Origin of the sequence: Brasilonema octagenarum UFV-OR1, assembly GCF_963888615.1 — a bacterium.
Taxonomy (GTDB): domain Bacteria; phylum Cyanobacteriota; class Cyanobacteriia; order Cyanobacteriales; family Nostocaceae; genus Brasilonema; species Brasilonema sennae.
The window spans coordinates 1-21,426 of sequence record NZ_CAWPKW010000326.1 but is presented as its reverse complement, the minus strand read 5'-3'; the positions used below and the strand labels follow the sequence as shown (position 1 = coordinate 21,426).

15 protein-coding genes and 2 pseudogenes are annotated in these 21,426 nt (G+C 43.8%); 14 read left to right on the top strand and 3 right to left on the bottom strand.

Going from position 1 to position 21,426, the window contains the following annotated elements; translation table 11 throughout:
- Positions 1 to 81: 81 nt before the first annotated feature.
- Entirely contained in the window at positions 82 to 492 is a 411-nt protein-coding gene (locus AC5590_RS29285) for a hypothetical protein (protein WP_211178597.1), read from the top strand.
- Here the strand turns inward: AC5590_RS29285 and AC5590_RS29280 are convergent.
- Positions 409 to 1,266, bottom strand: a complete 858-nt coding sequence (locus tag AC5590_RS29280) for an SDR family NAD(P)-dependent oxidoreductase (RefSeq protein WP_169266818.1) — start codon at positions 1,264 to 1,266, stop codon at positions 409 to 411. The two genes, AC5590_RS29285 and AC5590_RS29280, sit on opposite strands and share 84 nt — an antisense overlap.
- 152 nt (positions 1,267 to 1,418) lie before the next feature.
- Between AC5590_RS29280 and AC5590_RS29275 the strand changes: the two genes are divergently transcribed.
- The 9 genes and pseudogenes from AC5590_RS29275 (at position 1,419) to AC5590_RS29235 (ending at position 12,101) form a co-directional block, all read left to right on the top strand.
- Positions 1,419 to 2,351 (top strand): LysR substrate-binding domain-containing protein, encoded by a 933-nt coding sequence (locus tag AC5590_RS29275; protein WP_169266817.1) that lies wholly within the window; start codon positions 1,419 to 1,421, stop codon positions 2,349 to 2,351.
- 28 nt (positions 2,352 to 2,379) lie between these two features.
- Positions 2,380 to 2,586 (top strand): annotated as a pseudogene (locus tag AC5590_RS29270) (transposase); the annotation flags it as partial.
- 114 nt (positions 2,587 to 2,700) lie between these two features.
- A complete protein-coding gene (locus tag AC5590_RS29265) occupies positions 2,701 to 4,260 on the top strand; it encodes a GMC family oxidoreductase (RefSeq protein ID WP_169266816.1) in 1,560 nt (519 codons plus the stop codon).
- A 248-nt stretch (positions 4,261 to 4,508) separates the two neighbouring features.
- Complete coding sequence (locus AC5590_RS29260) at positions 4,509 to 5,357, top strand: alpha/beta fold hydrolase (protein WP_169266815.1); 849 nt, start codon at positions 4,509 to 4,511, stop codon at positions 5,355 to 5,357.
- Positions 5,358 to 5,489: 132 nt separating this feature from the next.
- A complete protein-coding gene (locus AC5590_RS29255; RefSeq protein ID WP_348982731.1) occupies positions 5,490 to 6,794 on the top strand; it encodes a chloride channel protein in 1,305 nt (434 codons plus the stop codon).
- A 195-nt stretch (positions 6,795 to 6,989) separates the two neighbouring features.
- On the top strand, positions 6,990 to 9,572 hold the full coding sequence (gene gyrA / locus AC5590_RS29250) for a DNA topoisomerase (ATP-hydrolyzing) subunit A (RefSeq protein ID WP_169266814.1): 2,583 nt from the start codon (positions 6,990 to 6,992) through the stop codon (positions 9,570 to 9,572).
- Positions 9,573 to 9,591: 19 nt separating this feature from the next.
- Positions 9,592 to 11,295 carry an apolipoprotein N-acyltransferase gene (lnt, locus tag AC5590_RS29245; RefSeq protein ID WP_498824180.1) on the top strand — a complete coding sequence of 568 codons (1,704 nt, stop codon included), beginning with the start codon at positions 9,592 to 9,594 and terminating at the stop codon, positions 11,293 to 11,295.
- A complete protein-coding gene (locus AC5590_RS29240) occupies positions 11,292 to 11,447 on the top strand; it encodes a hypothetical protein (protein WP_169266812.1) in 156 nt (51 codons plus the stop codon). The genes lnt and AC5590_RS29240 overlap by 4 nt, the downstream gene beginning before the upstream one ends.
- 318 nt (positions 11,448 to 11,765) lie before the next feature.
- Entirely contained in the window at positions 11,766 to 12,101 is a 336-nt protein-coding gene (locus AC5590_RS29235; RefSeq protein ID WP_169266811.1) for a hypothetical protein, read from the top strand.
- Positions 12,102 to 12,393: 292 nt separating this feature from the next.
- On the opposite strand, the gene AC5590_RS29230 is transcribed toward AC5590_RS29235, so the two are convergent.
- Positions 12,394 to 14,148: an iron uptake porin gene (locus AC5590_RS29230; protein ID WP_248277312.1), complete on the bottom strand. Its 1,755-nt coding sequence runs from the start codon at positions 14,146 to 14,148 to the stop codon at positions 12,394 to 12,396.
- A gap of 800 nt (positions 14,149 to 14,948) precedes the next feature.
- A complete protein-coding gene (locus tag AC5590_RS29225; protein ID WP_169266810.1) occupies positions 14,949 to 16,001 on the bottom strand; it encodes a LacI family DNA-binding transcriptional regulator in 1,053 nt (350 codons plus the stop codon).
- Between the two features lie 619 nt (positions 16,002 to 16,620).
- Here AC5590_RS29225 and AC5590_RS29220 point away from each other — a divergent pair.
- The 4 genes and pseudogenes from AC5590_RS29220 to AC5590_RS29205 all read left to right on the top strand — a co-directional run.
- Positions 16,621 to 16,770: pseudogene (locus tag AC5590_RS29220) on the top strand (inositol oxygenase family protein); the annotation flags it as partial.
- 795 nt (positions 16,771 to 17,565) lie between these two features.
- Positions 17,566 to 18,585, top strand: coding sequence for an ABC transporter substrate-binding protein (locus AC5590_RS29215; protein WP_169266808.1), 1,020 nt, complete (start codon positions 17,566 to 17,568; stop codon positions 18,583 to 18,585).
- Between the two features lie 31 nt (positions 18,586 to 18,616).
- Complete coding sequence (locus AC5590_RS29210) at positions 18,617 to 19,588, top strand: ABC transporter substrate-binding protein (RefSeq protein ID WP_169266828.1); 972 nt, start codon at positions 18,617 to 18,619, stop codon at positions 19,586 to 19,588.
- A gap of 191 nt (positions 19,589 to 19,779) precedes the next feature.
- Complete coding sequence (locus tag AC5590_RS29205; RefSeq protein ID WP_169266807.1) at positions 19,780 to 21,333, top strand: sugar ABC transporter ATP-binding protein; 1,554 nt, start codon at positions 19,780 to 19,782, stop codon at positions 21,331 to 21,333.
- Positions 21,334 to 21,426: the final 93 nt, after the last annotated feature.

The following is a 21,426-nucleotide window of genomic DNA, read 5'->3' as shown; positions in this document are numbered from 1 at the left end:
CCTTTTGAGGTGAATCAGCTATAAGTTTTGACTCAGAAGCGACGGATTCCCAAATTACTACGGGTTTAGCTGCTGTCGGGCGTGCCAGGATCTGCGCTAGGTCGCTCCATCGATAAGATGGGTGCTGCTATTGGTAGAATTGCGGGAGCGATCGCTGGTGCTGTTGCAGACAATAAGCTGGCAGAATTCACTGAAGAACTCAACCCGAATGTTGGGTTGAAGTTAGGAGCTAATAATAAACCAGTCGAGTTGCCCCGTGATTATAGCTCAACTTTGTCAGCATTATTTTGTAAGCTCAAAAGCCTGGAAGAAGTTCCCAATCGCCCTTTACCACATCCTTTGAACTACCCCCCCACCAAAAACCTCGATTGTTTCCCCAAAGACCATCTCGAAGTACAAGCCCAGTCCTTAAAACGCAACATCCGCAGCAATCTGCTGCCAGCGAGTAGCCACATCCTCCCCAGTAGACACCTCAACAGCGGCAAGGTTTAACGGATAATCTACGTTGTCTCGCTCGACCCAGCGCACGGCTGTGAATTGACCATTGCTTGCCCTTAATATAAATCCAGACTCTCGGCATTCACCAGAAGCGAGATATAAAACACCGGGGGCTACTTGGTCGGGTCGCAAATCCTCTGGCTCATCTTGTACGTTCCACATCCGCGTTTTGGCTACTGGCGAAATCGCATTAACGAGAATTCCATGCTCTTTGCCTTCAACCGCCAGCACGTTCATCAGACCTATCTGTGCCATTTTTCCCATCGCATAAGGGGCGAGACCACTAAGTGCATATTGCTGATAAATAGCTCTATCCGAAGTCGTCAGCACGATTCGTCCGTAGTTTTGCCGCTTCATAATTGGAAAGGCCGCTTGAGCCAACCACGTTGGCGCTTCGACGTTAACTTTAATGGCTCGCTGCAAAAAATCAGGGGTTAGCTCTTCTACTGATTGGTATGCGACCCATCCAGCGTTGTGGATCAAGATGTCAAGGCGGCCAAATTTCGAGAGCGCGGTTTCCACTAGGTGTCTGCAGTTCTCTCTACTATCAAGAAATTCGGTGATCGGGAACGCAATCCCGCCTGCTTCGTGAATTCTCCTTGCAGCATCAGCCGCCACGTTCGGATCGAAACCAGTTCCATCTTTATTAACGCCTGCATCGTGTACGATGACTTGCGCTCCTCTACTCGCTAGCAAGCAGGCATAGGCTGCTCCCAAACCTCGCCCGCTTCCAGTAATAATCGCTACTTGCTCGTCGAGTCGAATCACTTAACTTTCTCCTGGCTTAAAGTCTGAATTTTAGTGGGCGTATGCACCGTCTAATCATGAGAGGCGCCTCATATTTCTTACGATAGGAGACACTCATGTGACTGTCCAATATATATTTGACTAAGATTAATAGGTTAGAGATATAAATTGTGATGGAACTACGGCACCTGCACTACTTCATCGCCGTGGCTGAGGAGCTGCATTTTAGCCGAGCAGCAGAGCGGTTGCGCATTTCCCAACCCCCGCTCAGTCAGCAGATTCGCAGTTTGGAAGATGAACTAGGCGTCAAGTTGTTTGAACGAACGAAGCGACACGTGCATCTGACTGAAGCAGGCAAAGTGTTTTTAGATCGCTCCTACTTGGTGTTAGCCCAACTCGAACAGGCGATCGCAGTGACACAACGGATAGGGCGGGGTGAAGTTGGACGGTTGGCGATTGGGTTTGTCGGATCTGCAACGTATACCGTACTGCCAGATATTTTAAGTGTGTTTCGAGAACAGTTTCCTGCTGTAGAACTGCGATTGCATGAACTGACGACACAAGAGCAAATTCAAGCCTTGCATCACAAACAGGTTGATGTTGGCATTGTTCGTTCTGTCATCATCGACCCAGGTCTAAGTACAGAATGCGTTTTGCAAGAATCAATAATCTTGGCGTTGCCAGAAACCCATCCGCTCTCTGCCCAGACCAAAGTGTCTCTCTCCACTTTGGCTTCGGAATCATTTATCCTATTTCCTGCCAAAATGGGACCCGTCTTTTACGAACAGATTATTAACATTTGTCAACAAGCTGGATTTCGTCCGAAAGTTGCTCAGGAGGCAGTTCAGATGCAAACTATCATCGGCTTGGTTGCAGCAGGACTGGGCATTGCTTTCGTTCCCGCCTCGTTGCAAAACTTTCACAGAAGCGGAGTCATTTACAGACCCTTACAAGAGCAGACACCTAAAACCGGACTTTATCTTACTTGGCGGCAGCATGATTCCTCTCCAGCAGTGAGAGCATTTCTCAGCTTGGCACGGAAGACGACACAAGGGGAGTTAAATCGTGATGATCGTGAGCAGTTAGGGATCAATCACCTCACCTAATAGCCTCCAAGTACTGTCTCAGCAGTAATCTGAAACAAAAACAACTCCATTTATCACTTTACGTTTAATTGAAGTTCGTTCACAGAATACCTGGCATTCTTATTTAACAAGTGTACTTGACCCAACTGTTTTACCACCATACGTTGTAGCAGATCTGTACCACCGAAGATGGCGAATTGAAGATGCTTTTAATACTGTAAAGAGACTTTTGGGTTTAAGTTATTTATGGACTGGTTGAATGAATGGTGTTCAATTGCAGATTTGGGGAACTTGGTTGTTTTATAAAGTAACAAATTGAGCTTATTTAAAGTGCAAAAATAGCTGATACCAAAACACAAGTGAGGATCTTATGAATCAATACGATTATGTTGTCATTGGTGCAGGTTCAGCGGGTTGTGTCGTCGCCAATCGTTTGACAGAAGACGGTAAAACAACTGTGTTGTTGCTGGAAGCAGGCAATCCGCCTAACTTACCAGAGCACGAAGTTCCTCTAGGTTGGGTTAAACTGTGGGGTACTGAGGCGGACTGGGCATATTTTACAGAAGAAGAACCACACCTTAATGGGCGCAAAATCTATTGTCCGCGTGGTAAAGTCCTGGGTGGTTCCAGTTCGATCAACGCCATGATCTACATCCGAGGCAACCGTCATGATTACGATCGCTGGCAAGAGTTAGGTAATCCCGGTTGGAGTTACGAAGATGTGTTGCCTTACTTCAAGAAATCTGAAAACCAGCAGCATGGCGCATCCGAGTTTCACGGAGTCGATGGGGAGTTGAGCGTTACCGATCCAATTGCCCCGGCGGTGACATCACAAAGATTTGTAGAAGCAGCCGTCGCACTTGGCTACAAACGCAATCTCGACTTCAACGGAGAGCAACAAGAAGGTGCTGGACTTTATCAGTTGACTATCAAAGATGGTAAGCGGCACAGTACAGCGGCAGCATTTTTAGTACCTATTTTGGATCGCCCTAACTTAAGAGTTACTACTGGTGCGTTAGTGACTCGGTTATTATTTGAGGGAACGCGCACGGTAGGAGTGGAATACATACACCAGGGAACGATACACCAATCCTTTGTGCAACAGGAAGTGATTCTTTCTGCTGGGGCAATCGATTCCCCCAAGCTGCTGATGCTTTCTGGAATTGGAAATGCAGAACACCTGCGATCGCTCGACATTCCCGTAGTCGTTAATTTACCTGGTGTCGGTCAGAATCTTCAAGATCACCTTCACGTTGCCGTGGCACATCAAGCCACCCAGGATCTGCAACCTGCCCCAACCAGCAATATCGCGGAAGCTGGATTATTCCTGCATACTGAAGGTCGTTTAGATGCTGCGCCAGATTTACAGCTTTACTCTGCTCCTGTATTGTGGACACATCCTGCTTATGCCCGCTCTGGTCCAGGATTCGCTGCTTCAGTGTGTCTGACTAATCCCCAAAGTCGTGGCAGTGTCAGTCTGCGTTCTGCTTCCCCCAATGATTCACCGATAATCCGAATGAACTATCTCCAGAGTGAATCCGATGTGCAAAAGCTAGTTGCAGGAATTAAAATTATCCGCCAGTTGTTTGACTCAAGTATATTTGATGAGTTCCGAGGCGAGGAAGTTGCTCCTGGTGCCAATGTAACTAGCGATGAAGCACTGCGAGCTTATATCAGAGAAACCTGCGACAGTGTATACCACCCTGTCGGCACTTGCAAAATGGGAACTGACGCCGATTCAGTTGTAGATCCCGAACTACGGGTACATGGTGTTGAGGGGTTGCGAGTTGTGGATGCATCAATTATGCCAAGCCTCATTACGGGAAATACGAATGCACCTACAATTATGATTGGTGAAAAGGCAGCCGATTTGATTAAAGCCGCAGGTCGTGTTCCATATCAAAGATTGGAATTAACAAAGCTGTCATGAAATCTAACCTCTTTTACACCTGATTGCGCGTAAAGAGACTTTGAGTTTAACGGTAAATCATACGTTATGCTTTTCCATACTCGGATTCACAGTGCCACATTTACCACACTCCTAATCAATTTCTTTAAGAGCGCATCTGTTTGATTAAAGCCGGTGATCGTGTTCGGTGAGTAAACGCTTTTGAGAACTGCGATCGCCTAACTGTCTGAATTTACGTTGTTGGTGTTTTACCAAAGGATTACTAACTGATGGATGAGTTCCAAAGAAAGACATTCAAAACATCCGATGGTGCTGAATTAAGCTACATCAGTGCAGGGAGGGGAAAATCGATTGTCCTGATTCACGGTTGGTCGCAGTCAGCTCAACAATTTAAATATCAAATTTCTGCCTTTGCCCAAAGGTATCATGTCATAGCTGTCGATTTAAGAGGACACGGCGAGTCAGAGAAAGTCACCTACGGTTACCGAATTTCTCGCTTATCCAAAGACATCCAGGAACTGATCAGCTTTCTGCAACTAGAAAAGCCACACCTGCTTGCTCACTCTATGGGGTGTGCCGTTGTCTGGAGTTACCTCGATCTGTTTGGGCAAGATGAAATAGATCGATTAGTATTGGTCGATCAATCTCCACTATACACATCTAGACCGCATTGGAGTTCTCAAGAAATGGAGGAAGCTGGAGCGATTGTTACATCCGAACAGCTCAATGAAATGGTGTACGCTCTAGAAAGTTCTTCTGCCGAGGAAGTGACCCGAAACACCCTGGCTTCGATGGTGACGAATGCCATGTCAACCGAACAATTCGAGTGGATAGTACAGTGCAATTTTCGGTGTCCGCGACAGCTTGCTGCAACTCTACTCTATAACCAGTTTCATATGGACTGGCGAGATCAAATTGTGAAGATTCGCAAGCCTGCCCTAATTATTGCTGGCAGAAAAAGTGTTATCCCGTGGCGATCGCAAGTCTGGATTAATAAAAGCATTCCTGACTCTGAGTTGGAAATCTTTGAGGAAACTGAAGGCGGAGGACATTTCATGTTCATCGAGAATCCGGAAAAGTTTAATCGACGAGTCTTGCAGTTTCTCGAAAAAGCATAGTACAGAGTTGAGCTAAATAGTTTAAATCCCGCTTTTTCCTCAATTCCGTGAAAAGTCAGGTGCAAATGAGGCATAGCATAGAAAAAGAACAAATTTTGTATCCTTCGTTTCACTTACACAGGGAAATTAGCAGTGCTACCAAACAAGCGCCCTCCTACAGAGCAAACTCAACGTTGGACTTTTTCTCAGCTTTTTGGACGAGCAAGACGTCATCCTTTCATGATTTCACGTTGGGTTTTAAGCTGGGCTATTGTGGGAACTTTTTGTGGTTTATTTGCTGGGCTGTACTGGAATATTCTAGAACTGATGACTCACGGACTGCAAAGATTTCAGGGTTTGAGTCTTTTGTTGGTCATGCCATTAGCCGGTTTAGTAATTGGTTTGGTGATTCATTTCCTTGGCAATCCTGGTGAAATTGCCGTTATTGTCGATAACATCCATTTTCGGGGCGGACGGCTGGATGCTCGCAAAAATCCCTCAATGATTCTTGCTTCCTTAGTCAGTATATCAGCTCGCGGCAGCGCCGGACCAGAAGCACCACTGGTACAAGTTACAGGTTCTTTTGGCACTTGGGTAGCTGACCGTTTAAGACTCGAAGGTGAAGATGTCAGATCTATGAGTTTAGCAGCGATGGCTGCAGGTTTTACTGCTTTATTTGGCGCACCCCTTGGTGGTGCAATGTTCGCCCTAGAAATTTTGCACCATCAGCATATTGTCGAGTACTACGAAGCGCTTATGCCAGCTATTGTTTCGAGTTGCGCGAGTTATGTGGTCTTTGCAGCTATCACACACTTGGGAATTGCACCAACTTGGCATTTTCCTCAGTACCACCTAGATAGCATTGATGATTTAGCTGTAGCGATCATGTTTGGGATCATAGGAGTCGTGGCAGGATGGATTTTTATGGGCATTTTTCGCGGATGTGACCGAATTTTTGCCTTGATTCCTGGACCAATTTATCTACGCACAACCATAGCGGGGTTGGGATTGGGCATTTTAGCAACATTCTTACCTTTGACTCGTTATTTTGGACATGAGGAGTTAGATGAGGTTGTTAATCAAAGCTTTCCTGTTATTTTCTTATTTATGCTTGCATTCGCGAAAATGGCTACCATTAGCATAACTGTAGCTGGTGGATGGCGCGGTGGATTTATCATTCCGTTATTTTTCATTGGTGCTTGTGTTGGTAAAGCTGTCGCAGTCTTTATTCCTGGACTAAATCCCACGCTTGCCATGATTTGTACAATGGCGGCTATCAATGTATCTGTCACGCGCACACCTATCAGTACGACCTTGCTACTGTCAAAATTGACAAATTTTAATCCCTTAACTCCAATTCTGTTTGCCAGTCTGATTGGATTTTTTCTTGCCCCTAAGGTACCCTTTATTGCTTCTCAACTCAAGTCTGAAAAACAAACAGTGATTAGTCATCAGTAGTCACATATCAGCTATAAATTAACATCCTAATAACAGCTTACTATAACGGCTCACTGCTTACCGTAAACCCAGAAAACGGCAAAAGATGCTATAATTGTATCAGATTATAGCAGTGATTCCGCAATAACTGGGAAAAAAAATCATTTCTTTCCAGTAAAAAGCCTAAAATTTGCAATTTTTGGAGTTTTTTGGGTTATGACAACCTCTCAGGAGAGGATTATCCCTACTGACCTGCGGAATGAAATGTCCCGGTCATATTTAGAATACGCAATGAGCGTCATTGTAGGTCGGGCACTACCAGACGCCAGGGATGGTCTGAAACCTGTGCATCGTCGCATTCTCTACGCAATGCATGAACTCGGGTTGAGTGCTGATCGCCCCTTTCGTAAATGCGCTCGTGTGGTAGGGGAAGTGTTGGGTAAATATCACCCCCACGGCGACACAGCAGTCTATGATGCTTTGGTGCGGATGGCGCAGGATTTTTCCATGAGATCTCCCCTGATCGCAGGGCATGGAAACTTTGGTTCGGTAGACAACGATCCACCAGCGGCAATGCGATACACAGAATGCCGCTTGGAAGCTTTAACCAGCGATTCTCTGCTACAAGATATCGAATCGGAAACAGTAGATTTCATCGACAACTTCGATGCTTCCCAGCAAGAACCTACAGTCCTGCCAGCACGTATCCCACAGTTGCTGCTCAATGGTTCCTCTGGGATTGCGGTGGGTATGGCAACCAACATCCCCCCGCATAACTTGGCTGAATTGATTGATGGGTTGGTAGCACTGATTGAAAATCCAGAAATAACCGACATTCAGTTAATGCAGTATATCCCCGGACCTGACTTTCCTACTGGGAGTCAGATTCTAGGGACGACGGCAATTAAAGAAGCTTATACCACCGGGCGCGGTTCAATCACCATGCGCGGCGTGGCTACAATTGAAACTATTGAACAACGGGGACGCCCTGACAGAGACGCAATTATCATCACCGAATTGCCTTACCAAACCAACAAGGCGGCGCTGATAGAAAAAATCGCCGAGATGGTGAACGAAAAAAGGCTCGAGGGAATTGCCGATATTCGGGATGAAAGCGATCGCGATGGCATGCGAATTGTGATCGAACTCAAGCGCGATGCTTATCCCCGAGTTGTGTTAAATAACCTCTACAAGCAAACGCCACTGCAAGCCAACTTTGGGGCAAATATGCTGGCGCTAGTCAATGGCGAACCCCAGATACTTACCCTGAAGAACTTTTTGCAAGTCTTTTTGGATTTCCGCGTTGAAGCTATTACCAGACGCACTCGTTACGAACTGCGCAAAGCCGAAGAACGCGACCACATACTGCAAGGTTTGTTGATTGCCCTAGGGCGTTTAGATGAAATCATTAACTTAATTCGCCACGCACCTGATGCACCAACAGCCAAAGGCGAGTTGATGACAACCTACGGACTTTCCGAAGCGCAAGCAGATGCAATATTGCAAATGCAACTGCGGCGTTTAACAGCTCTAGAAGCAGACAAAATCCGCCAGGAACACGAGCAATTGCAGGCAATAATTACTGACTTGCAGGATATCTTGGCACGGCGAGAGCGGATTTTAGAAATTATTGAAACCGAAGTTAAGCAACTTAGGGAAAAACACGCCACACCTCGTCGCACGGTCATTTCACCCCTGGAAGGAGAAATAGATGAGCGTGATTTGATTGCCAATGAAAAAGCTCTGATTCTGCTGACTGAGCAAGGTTACATCAAACGAATGGCAGTAAATACCTTTGAGGCGCAAAGCCGTGCAACCAGAGGCAAAGCAGCTGCCAAGATGAAAGAAGATGATAACGTTGAGCATTTTTTGACTTGCTGCGATCATGACAGCGTTCTATTTTTTAGCGAACGAGGTGTTGTTTACTGCCTGAAAACGTATCAGATCCCCATTAGTTCCCGTACAAGTCGCGGCACACCAATTGTGCAAATGCTACCCATTCCCAAAGAGGAAAAAATCACTTCAATTGTCCCTGTTACAGAGTTTAGCAGTGATGAATATTTGGTCATGCTGACCAAGGGCGGCTATATCAAGAAAACCGAGTTAGCAGCGTTTAGCAACATTCGTGCTAACGGCTTGATTGCCATTTCCTTGGAAGAAGGCGACCAACTGCGTTGGGTGCGACGCGCCAGAGTCGAAGACAGCGTGATCATCGGTTCGCGTCGGGGTGTAGCAATTCACTTTAGATGCGACCACGAACAACTGCGTCCTTTGAGTCGGGCAACTCGTGGGGTGAAATCCATGAAACTCAAGAAAGGAGATGAACTAGTGGGAATGGATATTCTTCCCGCTGCCATTCTTGCCACTTTGAATACAGAAACAGAACCCGAAATTGAGGAAGTAGAAACGGAAGAGATTGAAAATGAAGAGTCTACCGAAGTCCCAGCCAACGGCAGTATAGGACCTTGGGTGTTAGTGATTACAATGGGAGGATACGGCAAGCGCGTACCAGTTGCCCAGTTTCGTTTGCAAAACCGTGCAGGTCAGGGTTTAACAGCAACTAAGTTCAAAAATCGCAAAATAAAAGACCAGCTGGCAACTCTGCATATTGTCAACAGTGACGATGAAACTATGATGGTTACCAGTCGCGGTATCATCATACGTCAGGCGGTAAATGCGATCTCCGTCCAATCGCGATCGGCAACAGGAGTACGAGTGCAGCGCCTAGACGAAGATGACGTGATCACGGGAGTGGCAATAGTTCCCCCCGATACTGGAGATGCAGCAGAAGCAGAGTAAAAAGCAGGGAAAGCAGGGGATGAAGTTTACCAACTTGATCCCTTACGTGATTGCTCTATGTAATGGAGTTTTGATGGGACTGACTGTCGCACCTTTTGGTGCATGGTTCTTTGCATGGTTCTCCCTTGCTCCCCTCTGGGTATTAGTTATTCGTTCTGCACAACGCAAAAATTTATCTCCCTCTCTCGCCCTCGCCCTCGCCTGGGGTATTGGATATCACGGAATTGCTCTATCCTGGATTACCGGGATTCACCCGATGACTTGGATGGGGGTTCCTTGGTTGGCAAGTTTGGCGATCGCCCTTTTTTGCTGGCTATTCATTACCCTTTGGGGAGCTGCATTAGTCGCGAGTTGGGCAACAGGAATGCGAGTGATTTCTCGTTCTATTCACAATGGCTTTGCTCGTGTCTTAATTGGCACAGCTTTATGGTGTGGGTTAGAAGCGTTTTGGAGTGCAGGTCCTCTTTGGTGGAGTTCTCTTTCTTACACCCAAAGCCCGCATAATCTTGTTATTTTACACCTTGGTCAACTTTCTGGACCTAGTGTGGTGACAGCTGCTATTGTTGCTGTGAATGGCTTAATTGCTGAAGGTTTAATAAACCGCCAAGACGAGGCAGTGCGTTGCGGGGGTTCCCCCCGTTGTAGCACCTGCCGTGCCAAGAACGCCAAGATTTCCTCCGCGTCAACGGACACTTTCTTCTCCCAAAGGGAGACGCCAAAGGCGAACAACGGAGGGAACCCCCGCACGGAAGTGTCTTCCTCTGCGTCTTGGCGGTTCGTTTATTTATCAAGCGCTGCAGCATTGTTGATCACTGTTCACCTCATCGGATTTGGTTTATACAGCCGTCCGCTTACCCAACCAGCAGAAGCAGCACTCAAAGTGGGGATTGTTCAGGGAAATGTCCCCAACGAAATCAAGCTTTACCCAGAAGGTTTTCGTCGCGCTATTGAAGGTTACACCACTGGATATTTGAAACTAGCAAATCAAAATGTAGCTGCAGTGTTAACCCCAGAAGGCGCTTTACCTTTTTTCCAGAATGAAATTATACGTAGTTCATTGGTCGCAGCAGTGCGCGAAAAAGGTGTGGTTGCATGGATTGGCGGTTTTTACAAACAGGGAACCAGCTATACAAATAGTTTATTTACAGTCGCTGGCGATGGTGAGATCAAAAGCCGCTACGGTAAAGCAAAAATGGTTCCGATTGGGGAATACATTCCGTTTGAATCAATTTTAGGTGGTATTATTAGCCGTTTATCGCCTTTAGATGAACATCAAGTTCCTGGTTCGTCAAATCAGCTATTTGACACACCTTTTGGTCGCGCTATTGTTGGTATCTGTTATGAATCTGCGTTTTCTGGCCAATTTCGCCGTCAAGCTGCTGCGGGTGGGCAATTTATACTGAGTCCTTCAAATGATGCTCATTACAGTGCAGCGATGCCTGCTCAACATCACGCACAGGATATCATGCGGGCAATAGAAACTGACAGATGGGCAGTGCGAGCAACTAATACAGGATATTCAGCTTTTGTCAATCCCCACGGCGAAACAGTCTGGATCTCTGGACATAATACGTATGAAGTCCATGCAGAAACGATTTATCAACGACAAACTGAAACTTTATACGTCCGTTGGGGCGATTGGTTGACGCCGTTATTGTTGGGAGTGGGAATATTAGCATGGTTGATATCTAAGGCTGATTCATCTTCACCACAAAGCGGATGATTTCCAGGTCTATTTTTAGCAACTTGCGCACTACTCCTAAAGTCCAAGGGCGGGAAATGAACCAAGGGTGGTTGATGAGAAAATTGACAACCTTATTTATTATCAGTGATAAATTTTTAGCCGTGCAGGTGATTGCTTTGCGAGTGGGTTGACGTATAGTTTTGACCATAATCCTCCTGGTAGATGGTGTGGGGTACTTTGAAGTTGGTGATTACTCTAACAAAGGAAGGCTACAACAGAATAGCCGAATTCCTCAATTAAGAAGGTTTTACCACTTACTCGGTGGAATCTGGTACGCGGCTCAGATCAGGAAAAAATACTTGTTTATCAAGGATTTCCCAACTTAAATGGATTAATCGTTAAAGTTCGGGAATCCTTATATTAATTGGAGTGTGGTGCAACACAACCAAATCCGTAAAATCGCAAATACCGCTTGTATCTAAGATTATCAAACTTAAATCGAACAAATCATGGCAACACTAAAACTGATCGAGTTATTGTGCATAGATCCTGAAGACACAGATATGAAGGACGAGGCTTATATCCGAATCATCACTACTGATCGTTCACTTCGAGTTCCCACTGCAGGTTCTTTCCCTATTGCCAAAAGTCAGTCGGTAAGTCTTAAAAACAATACCATCAATTTTACGGGAAAAGCAGAGGTTAGGCTTTTTGACCAAGATTCTGTAGATGCTGATGACTTTTTAGGCACAAATACCGTAGATTCATCAAAAACAGGGGCAGGTAAACTCAAGTTTATTAAGAGCGGTGTCAACTACGAATTGAAGTACGAAGTTGTTCGATAAAGAATTGTTGAACCAATGGTAAACGCCCAGGTCAGGCTTGTGATTTTGATGTGATGGAACTTCTGGGCGCGAGGATCCCGAAAAACACAAAATTCAAAACCACCAGGGTGAGCACTCGGTGGTTTTTTTGGCTTCAACTTGCCAAGTTTTGAACAATACTTACTGCTCGACCAACCCAAAATTGCCAGCTTAAGGCAAGTAGGGGAAGTAGGGGAAGTAGGGGAGAGTAAGAATTTTTTCACCTCATCAACCCGTCAAAGTTAGTCTGGCGGACTACTACAAATCCCCACTACTAAAACTTATAGACAGTTCTGAGTACACCAATAACAATGTCGTCATTGTTTTGGTCATGATTTGGAGCAGTCAGCCAGATCACACCAGGAGTAATCTGAATATTGTCTGTTAACTGGTATCTGTAGAAAGCCTCAAAATGCAGTGAGGTGTCTTTATCTGCTCTACCACCATTTAACGTACTATCAATCCCCGTTACCTTGGGTTCCATTCCAACTAAGAAGCCTCCCAAATTTCCTTTTTTACCTATATCAGGAAAAGCAAATGTAACTGCCCAGTTCCAAACATCCGCATCTCCTTTGCCGATGTAACGCTGGTTAGCATATCCAACCCAGCCACCTATGGCAAAATTGGTGCTAAGTTTAAAAATTCCTGATAAACCGTAAGCATTGGTAACAACTGGTGTATTAAAGTTGCTATTGGACAGATTACTGCCAGTACTCGTGCCAAAAGGTATAAAGTCAGGATTAAGAGCAGAGGCTAAATTATCACCAGTGGTGTAGTAAGAAGGGCTATAGCTATTGATATACGTCAGCCCGATTTTGGCGTTATCACTAGGACTAATAATAACTTGAGCTAAAGCTGCATAAACACCGTCGAACAGACCATTTTTAGCAGTAGGTTTTCCAGCATTGCTATCAGGACTCAAATAGGCCAAATTCAGTTGCAGTTTGTCACCAAAAAGCTGTCTCAATCCAAGGCCTGCACCACCACTGTAGTTGTAGATTGGGTTGCGTAAACCGAACAGCGATACTGCTCCCCCATCAAAATAAGGGTTTAATTCATACGAAGCATCCAGATCCACAAAACCATTGCCTGTCCCAGCAAGGTAAACATTGGTTGTAGGACTAAGAGGAAAGCGATATCGCAGCAGTGCCAATCCCAGATCATTACCGCTATCGCCGTCATACTCTAGCCGACCTTCGTTAGTGAGTGTTGGACCACTATTTGTGCTACCAAGAGGTGTGACATTGTTGGCTTGGAGGCGGGTTGTCAGGAGATCTTTGCCTGTGAAGCTAGTGTCTAAATTGAGGCGTAGCCGGCTACTTAAGGTAGGAATTCTGTCAATGGGCTGACCGTTAGCATTATCGCCAGTAAGCACACTTGCAAAACCAACGACGACTTCAGCGTTAAGCTTGGTAGTAGTAGAAAATTGGTTGGCTTCTAGTGTAGCCGTATTCGCTTCTAGCGTATCGACACGACCTCGTAAGGTGGTAAGTTCTGCAGCAAACTCTGACTGTAGTTTTTGCAGTGTAGCCAAATCTTCTTGCCTAACTAAATCAGCAGTACCCGTTGCAATCAATTCGTTGAGCCGGTTTAAAGCAGCATTTAAACCAGCTGCAAACTCATAGCGAGTGAGTGCCCGGTTACCCCGGAAGGTGGCGTTAGGATAACCAGTGATCGCCCCATAACGCTCCACCAAAGACTGCAATGCTTGAAATGCCCAATCAGTAGGTTGTACATCCGATAGCTGAGAAACAGAAGTTATTTGAGCTATTGTCTGATTGTTCACCGTTTTTTCTCGCACATTTGGGGAATCTGTAACCACTGGCAAAGTCTGGCTAGCAGAGGTATCAGTTTGTCCTAAAAGATTCTTGTCTACAAGCTCTTCAGTGTTGGCATTACTTGCAGAGTTAGACTCAACTACTTGGGGTGATTGAACGAAATCAGTATTTTGTTCATTAACAGTAATTGGTTTCTTGGCAACTTCCATTATCCCATGAATTTCTTGAGCACATAACGTCTCAATACTCATTAAATTGAACGTTAGAGTTGCCAAAATTAGTTGTAGTATTTTATGCATTTTTATCATGTTATTACCCTGATTTTCAGAAATCTCGTTTTTTGCTAAATACTCACAAAGTAAATTGCCGTTTACACTTGTATTCAGATCGCCGACTTCGTAAGAGTTGTCCGGGAACTTGTTTTTTCACGAATCATTGAATCACGGGGGCTGATGCCAAGGTTCGCCAAGTTTTTAAGAAGAAAAAATAGAATAACTCCGACGCAAGCGTAAATAATATAAGCGGTTGGTTGTTAAGCCAGTTTTTAAAAATATTTTTCTTTTTAAAAAATGCCTCAATTCCTTACTTTGTTGCAAGCATACTTCCTTGTATATGAAATACAAGGTTTGTTAACTAGACCTCTCCAAAAATCGATTTTTATTGCAAGCGCAGTAAAGGTTTCATAGCCATTTTTGGAGAGGTCTACTGAGGGTTTCAGCCGAATATTATCTTTATATAGACTCAACTTCTCAACAAAATTTTAAGTATAATAGTCATCAAAATTTTGACTCAATACTAAATTTTGTTGTGTTTTTGCTGCCATTCAAATATTTATACATAACTCAATATCTCAATTTTATTGCTGTTTAATTAAGTAAGTTCTTAAGTTAGTCAGTAAATTTAATTTTATGATCATTTTCTTGATGTTTGATTAGCTTACTATTTTTGGTAGATTACTTAACACATATTTACTTTTTAAAAGTAAATATGTGTTAAGTAAACATTTTTAAAAATTAACTAAACTTGATATCTTTGGAGTTTTGGCACTTCGTTAAATCAGGTATTGTTTGGGCACCTTAGGGAGTAATGCGGCGCTACTACCCCGCTGGACTAGAAAAGGAGATAAAACGCGGTTTTCCACAGTTTTTTCTTGTAATAAATCGAGTAACATTTGCATCGCAGAGCAACCAATTTCTAACATTGGCTGGCAGATTGTCGTAAGTGGTGGCGTAACGTAACCAGACAGAGCAATACCATCAAATCCGACTAGACTTAAATCTTGCGGTACAGAAATGCCTAGTTCTTGGCAAGCCAACAGAGCTCCAACAGCTACCATATCGTTATAACAAAAGATGCCTGTTACCCCAGCAGTGACTAGTTTAGGTAGCATCTGTTGTCCTGTAGCAACATCGCTTGCCCTGATATTATATTCATCACTAATTGCCACCACTACACTCATTGGTGATAGATTAGCTTCACTCAGAGCCATACGATATCCTTCCAGACGCTGTTGGTTTGATTTGCTGTGATCGCCCACACCCAAGTAACCAATACGCTTGTGTCCAAGACTGACTAGATGCTCTACGGCTAACTTACCACCTAAGCGATCGTCTATTTCCACTGAGTGAAACATCTGGGATTGCTCTTTGGATTGGCTATTAATCAGAACTGTTGGCATAGCAATTTGTGCTAATTGCTTCATATGCTGTTTGCCGGTTCGGGAGTCGGCTACCAAGATACCGTCCACTCTCCGACGATTAAAATTATTAATCGCTGCTATTTCCTCCTCAACATCTCGGTGTGAAGCACTTAACACAACACTCAAACCTGCCGATCTCGCAACCTGTTCGATTCCCTCTACAACCTCAGCAAAAAAGGGATCTGCTATTGAAGTTACCACTACCCCAATGGTATTGGTGCGTGAAGAAAGTAAGCTTTGAGCGATCGCATTCGGCACATAGTTCATCTCCCGCGCCAGTTGCTTAATTTCCTCTCGCACCTTCGGGCTAATCACAGAGTTATCTCGCAAAGCTCGTGAAACCGTAGAATGAGAAACACCTGCTCTGCGAGCAATATCTTGAATTGAAATTCTTCGTTTGCTCATAGTGTTTTCCTGGTATGCGGGAAACTCCGTTTACAAGGTCAGTGTCTTTAGATCTGAGTTATTGACTTGCTATCTCATTTTTGTGCACACGTGTGCATTTATAGACTTATAATAAACTTTAGTCATTTGTCAAGCGATTTTAATACAAATCTTCAGTACCCAAGTTCTGTAGAGGTTTGTACCAACAAAGTAATGTCTTGTGCAGGGACGCGGCACACTTTGCGTTAGTGCAAAGCCTTATTTTTCGTCACGAGTGCTTACAGCAGAATTCACAAGTCAGAAGTGAGAAGTAAAAATGGCTTTCTGCCTGACTTTGAGACAAGAGCGTTGTACCTCAATTACTTGCAATGCGCTGTAAGTCTGAAGAAAATCCACACATGTTGTAACTTGTCAATAATTAGGACCGAATTTCTTCTGGGTCAAACAAAGGAAAAAACGCTTGACATAGAAAAGAAGATTTGATATGTAATAGTTATGCACACCTGTGCAAAAAACAATACGAAATCACTTTTTCACAAATCAACATCAAAAAGTAGATATGCTTAAAACTTTAAATAATTCCATTCATCAAGCTCAAAACAATCCCTTACATTCACATTATCCTTAACACCGTGACGATGCATACGAACATTTGATAGATCAAGATGAGCAAGAAAAATTTTCATGGGTGAAATTCTTAAAAGTTTACGATTTCTATTCCCAAATAAATATTTCTCCAGATTGGCAAAAACTCAAGCCATACTATGAAGCTTTAGTGGGAAAAATTTGACCCAAAACATGAAATTTTAAACGTCTCATCGTCACAGAAGTCTTCTATCAAAAATTAGAAAGAAACGCTCTATGCTCACTCTGAGCAGGCTAATGGTGTAGCGATCAGAACTAAATATGTTTGAAAAGCCTATTTTATTGAATTCTGAATATAACCCATAAGGATGATTTTACGTGTTGTCCTACAAGTTAATACACACTCAAATCTATAATGAAAATTTCAACATACGTCTACTATGCTGTTAATTTATGTAAATCATTTTTGACATACATATATGAAATATTGTTACATTCTTTGTCAAGTCAACATTCTTGAATTAGTGCAACTCGTGTGATAAAAAAAGTTGGAAGTAACGAGACATAGAATAGCATTTTTAATTTTGTAAAGAAGGATAAACTAAACTCATTTATGCCATGATGCAATATAAAATATAAAGAAAGACAAACCGAATAGAAAACCGCAATTTTTATAACATCAAATTCTAGAGTTTTTAGTGAAAAGCTGTTTTCAGAATCTGCACTTGGAAATGTATTTTCACAAATAAATATTGTGATGAATTGCCGTAGTGCTGCGCTCATAGTTTGGCTTTAATAAACCAAAAAAATCTAGTTTAGTTGGACTAATAGTAATAATTCAAATCACGTCAGATGATAAGACGTTTGAGATGAGTTAAATTGCCAAAGCTAGTAGTGCCACTAGGTTAGGTCTGAAGTAAGTTTTCAGACCTAGTTTCTATTGTGATGAATTGGCAGATTTGTATTCTGCTGACTTCTTTAAAATGTGTTGTGAAGAGAAATGAATGTGAAACAATTTGCGATTGCAGCTAGTATCTTAGGTTTTGTCAGCGGTATTTTTGGTTGCACAAATAGCTCCCAAAATAGCAAAACTGTTGCAAATCTTGATACTAAGATTGCTACCAACACCTTAGAGAGTACGACTAAGATTCCAAAGGGAAAATTGCAAACCATTGGCGTTGCTCTTGGTGATTTGGGTAATCCTTTCTACGTAGCAGTACATAAGGGAGCAGAAGCACAAGCCAAAAAAATTGGGGGTAATAGCATCAAGGTTAATGCGGTTTCCAGTGCTTTTGATTTAAACCAACAAACTAACCAAATCGAAAACTTTACTGTCGCGAATACTGACTTAATTATCCTCAGCGCTGTTGACAAAAAAGGAATAAAAGGAGCAATTGATCAAGCAAGGCTTTCAGGTAGAGTTGTGATTGCGGTAGATTCAGCGGTTGATGCAGAAGTGGATGCGATAATTAGCTCTAACAATATGCAAGCTGGAGAGATTGCTTGCCAATATATTGCCGATCGCCTCAAAGGTAAAGGTCATGTCGTCATCCTCAACGGTACGCCGATGGACTCAATAAATCAGCGAGTGAGTGGCTGCGAAAAGTCATTGTCTAAATATCCTGATATCAAACTCATCTCTAAAGACCAAAACGCAGAAGGAACAAGGGATGGAGGACTCAGAGTTATGAGCGATTTACTCACAACCTTTCCCAAAATTGATGCAGTTTTTGCCACTAACGATCAAAGCGGTGTAGGAGCAGATTTAGCCGCTAGACAAGCAAGACGCAAAGAATTTTTTATTGTCGGGGTTGACGGTTCGCCAGATGCAACCAAAGCAATGGAAGACAAAGATAGTGTATTTGTTGCAACTGCTGCTCAAAATCCAGCAAAAATGGCTCAAAAGGCAGTTGAGATTGGCAACGATGTCATTCAAGGCAAAAAACCGAGTCATCCCGAGATTCTGATTCCAGTCAATTTGGTCACCCGAGATAATCTCAGTACTTACAAAGGCTGGTAATTCTTAAAAATACAATCACCTCAAGGAGATGATGAATGTGAAAAGGATTGCGATTCTAGCTAGCATATTAGGTCTCGTCAGTACTGCTGTTATTGGTTGCACAAATAACTCTCAAAATGCAGAGAGTAAGGGTACAGATGCAAAATTACGAGCAGTTGGCTTCACAGTTGGCGATCTGAGTAACCCCTTCTTTGTCGTTATGGGACAGGCAGTTGAGACAGCAGCCAAGAAATTTGGGGGAAATAATGTCAAAGTTATTGTGGCTTCCAGTGCCTATGACTTGAACCTACAAACTAACCAAATTGAAAATTTCATTGCAGCGAATACTGACATTATTGTTCTGAATGCTGCAGATAAAAGTGGTATTCAGCCAGCAGTTGAAAAAGCTAAGCAAGCAGGCAAAATTGTGATCGCAGTAGATACAGGTGCTGACGGAGGTGTTGACGCCACTATTACGACTAATAATGTGAAAGCTGGAGAACTAGGTTGCCAATATATTGCTGATCGCCTCAAAGGCAAAGGCAATGTCGTCATAGTTAACGGTCCTCCCGTGGAATCGGTGCTTCAGCGAGTGAGTGGTTGCGAAAAAGTATTATCCAAATATCCCAATATAAAAATACTCTCTAAAAACCAGAATGCAGAAGGAAGTAGGGATGGAGGACTTAGAGTCATGACTGATTTGCTGACAACCTTTCCGAAAATTGATGCTGTTTTTGCAATCAACGATCCAAGTGGGGTAGGGGCAGAACTAGCAGCTAACCAAGCACGACGTAAAGATTTCTTTATTGTTGGGGTTGATGGTGCGCCAGAAGCAATTAAGGCGATCGCCGACAAAAATGGTATCTATGCCGCAACTGCTACTCAAAATCCCCGAGGGATGGCTACAGAAGCAGTTAAGGTTGGTAACGACATTTTGAATGGTAAGAAACCTAGTACTTCCACCATTCTGCTGACACCCAACCTGATTACAAAGGACAATGTCAGCACAGAGAAAGGTTGGTAAGTCATAAAAATTGTGAGTTTGAAATAAAAATTTTGTCTCATGTGAATGCCTTGGTATATTCCCACAGTCATTGCACATATCCATCCCGATGTATGTATCTGCGGAATGATTTTAATTTCACATTAGGTATGAGTTTGTTGATTTCCAACTCAAAAAACGCCAACTCCAAATTGTTTTGACAGGAGCTGCTCATGACAACAAGTATTGAAACCTCTTTTCCTCATGTACCAACTGCTACCCCTGTATTAGAAATGCGAGGGATTGGTAAACGATTTAATGGTGTACCTGCCCTCCAAAATGTCAATCTCACGATTTACCCAGGAGAGGTTCACGCCCTGATGGGTGAGAACGGAGCAGGCAAAAGCACATTGATGAAAATCCTTGCTGGGGCTTACATTGCTGATGAAGGAGAGATTTTCATCAACGGTAATCCTGTAAAAATTACCGATCCGGCTACAGCACGTAAAGCAGGTATTAATCTCATTTATCAAGAACTGAACGTTGCACCTAACTTAACCGTTGCCGAAAATATTTTTATGGGTAGCGAGTTACAGCGAGGTCAACTTTTAGACCGCAAGGGTATGGAACTGGAAGCACAAAAAGTGCTTCAAAGCCTTGGAGCTAGTTTTACACCACAAACAGTGGTTGGTAGCTTGGTCGTCGCCGAACAACAGCAGGTGGAAATTGCGCGGGCGCTGAAAGACAATAGCCGCGTTTTGGTTATGGATGAGCCAACAGCAGCACTATCTGACCGTGAAACAGAGCTCTTGTTTGAGGTCATTCGCAGACTAAAAAACGATGGCATTGCCATTATCTACATCAGTCACCGCATGGAAGAAATATATGCCTTGTCTGACCGGATTAGCGTATTGCGCGATGGTCAATACATTGGCAGTCTGACACGGGATGAAATTTCTGCACAGCGATTGGTACAGATGATGGTTGGTCGTTCGATGCAGGACTTTTACGAACATCAACGGCAAACCAATCCAGGTCCGGTGGTGCTGGATGTCAGAAATATGAGTGATGGACGCAAGGTTGAGCCAACTAGTTTTCAACTTCGCGCTGGCGAAATTGTCGGTCTAGCTGGGCTGGTTGGTGCAGGACGAACGGAAGTTTCCCGGCTGATTTTTGGTGCTGATCGCAAGACAAGTGGTGAAGTTTTTCTGAATGGCACAAAACTTAATATTAATTCGCCCGGTGATGCCATAACTGCGGGAATTGGCTACGTTCCGGAAGACCGCAAAGACCAAGGTTTATTTCTGGAGATGAGTTCGCGTAAGAATATTGCCATTAACACACTCAAGCAGGATGCAAAGGCTGGCATCGTTAACTGGGGTTCTGTTAATAAGTTGGCGACGCAAGCAGTTGAAAACTTTAATATCCGGCTAGCCAATTTGGAAATCAGAGCAGTGAACCTTTCTGGTGGGAATCAGCAGAAGCTACTACTGGCGCGTTGGCTAGCGATTAACCCCAGAGTACTGATGTTGGATGAGCCGACACGCGGCGTAGATATCGGTGCCAAAAGCGAAATTTACCGAATTATCAGCGAGTTAGCAGCACAAGGCGTTGCGGTTCTGATGGTTTCCAGTGAACTACCAGAAGTTGTGGGGTTGAGCGATCGCGTCCTAGTGATGCGAGAAGGACAACTAGTGGGCGAACTCGACGGCAGTCTTGGTAAAGAAATTACCCAAGAAAACATTATGCATTATGCAACAGGAGCATCGGAGGTTTCAGCATCATGAGTCAGACAATAAGACCAGCCAATAATAGATCAGACAATAATTCAACGCAGCGCAACCGCAAATCAATCAACACTCTGCTTGAGGTTGCAGGTA

Bases quoted from the DNA above. Each gene is read 5' to 3' on its own strand.
- AC5590_RS29275 (WP_169266817.1), top strand. From the start codon at position 1,419: ATGGAACTACGGCACCTGCACTACTTCATCGCCGTGGCTGAGGAGCTG.
- AC5590_RS29265 (WP_169266816.1), top strand. From the start codon at position 2,701: ATGAATCAATACGATTATGTTGTCATTGGTGCAGGTTCAGCGGGTTGT.
- AC5590_RS29260 (WP_169266815.1), top strand. From the start codon at position 4,509: ATGGATGAGTTCCAAAGAAAGACATTCAAAACATCCGATGGTGCTGAA.
- gyrA (WP_169266814.1), top strand. From the start codon at position 6,990: ATGACAACCTCTCAGGAGAGGATTATCCCTACTGACCTGCGGAATGAA.
- lnt (WP_498824180.1), top strand. From the start codon at position 9,592: ATGAAGTTTACCAACTTGATCCCTTACGTGATTGCTCTATGTAATGGA.
- AC5590_RS29240 (WP_169266812.1), top strand. From the start codon at position 11,292: ATGATTTCCAGGTCTATTTTTAGCAACTTGCGCACTACTCCTAAAGTC.
- AC5590_RS29235 (WP_169266811.1), top strand. From the start codon at position 11,766: ATGGCAACACTAAAACTGATCGAGTTATTGTGCATAGATCCTGAAGAC.
- AC5590_RS29230 (WP_248277312.1), bottom strand. From the start codon at position 14,148: ATGAGTATTGAGACGTTATGTGCTCAAGAAATTCATGGGATAATGGAA.
- AC5590_RS29225 (WP_169266810.1), bottom strand. From the start codon at position 16,001: ATGAGCAAACGAAGAATTTCAATTCAAGATATTGCTCGCAGAGCAGGT.
- AC5590_RS29215 (WP_169266808.1), top strand. From the start codon at position 17,566: ATGAATGTGAAACAATTTGCGATTGCAGCTAGTATCTTAGGTTTTGTC.
- AC5590_RS29210 (WP_169266828.1), top strand. From the start codon at position 18,617: ATGAATGTGAAAAGGATTGCGATTCTAGCTAGCATATTAGGTCTCGTC.
- AC5590_RS29205 (WP_169266807.1), top strand. From the start codon at position 19,780: ATGACAACAAGTATTGAAACCTCTTTTCCTCATGTACCAACTGCTACC.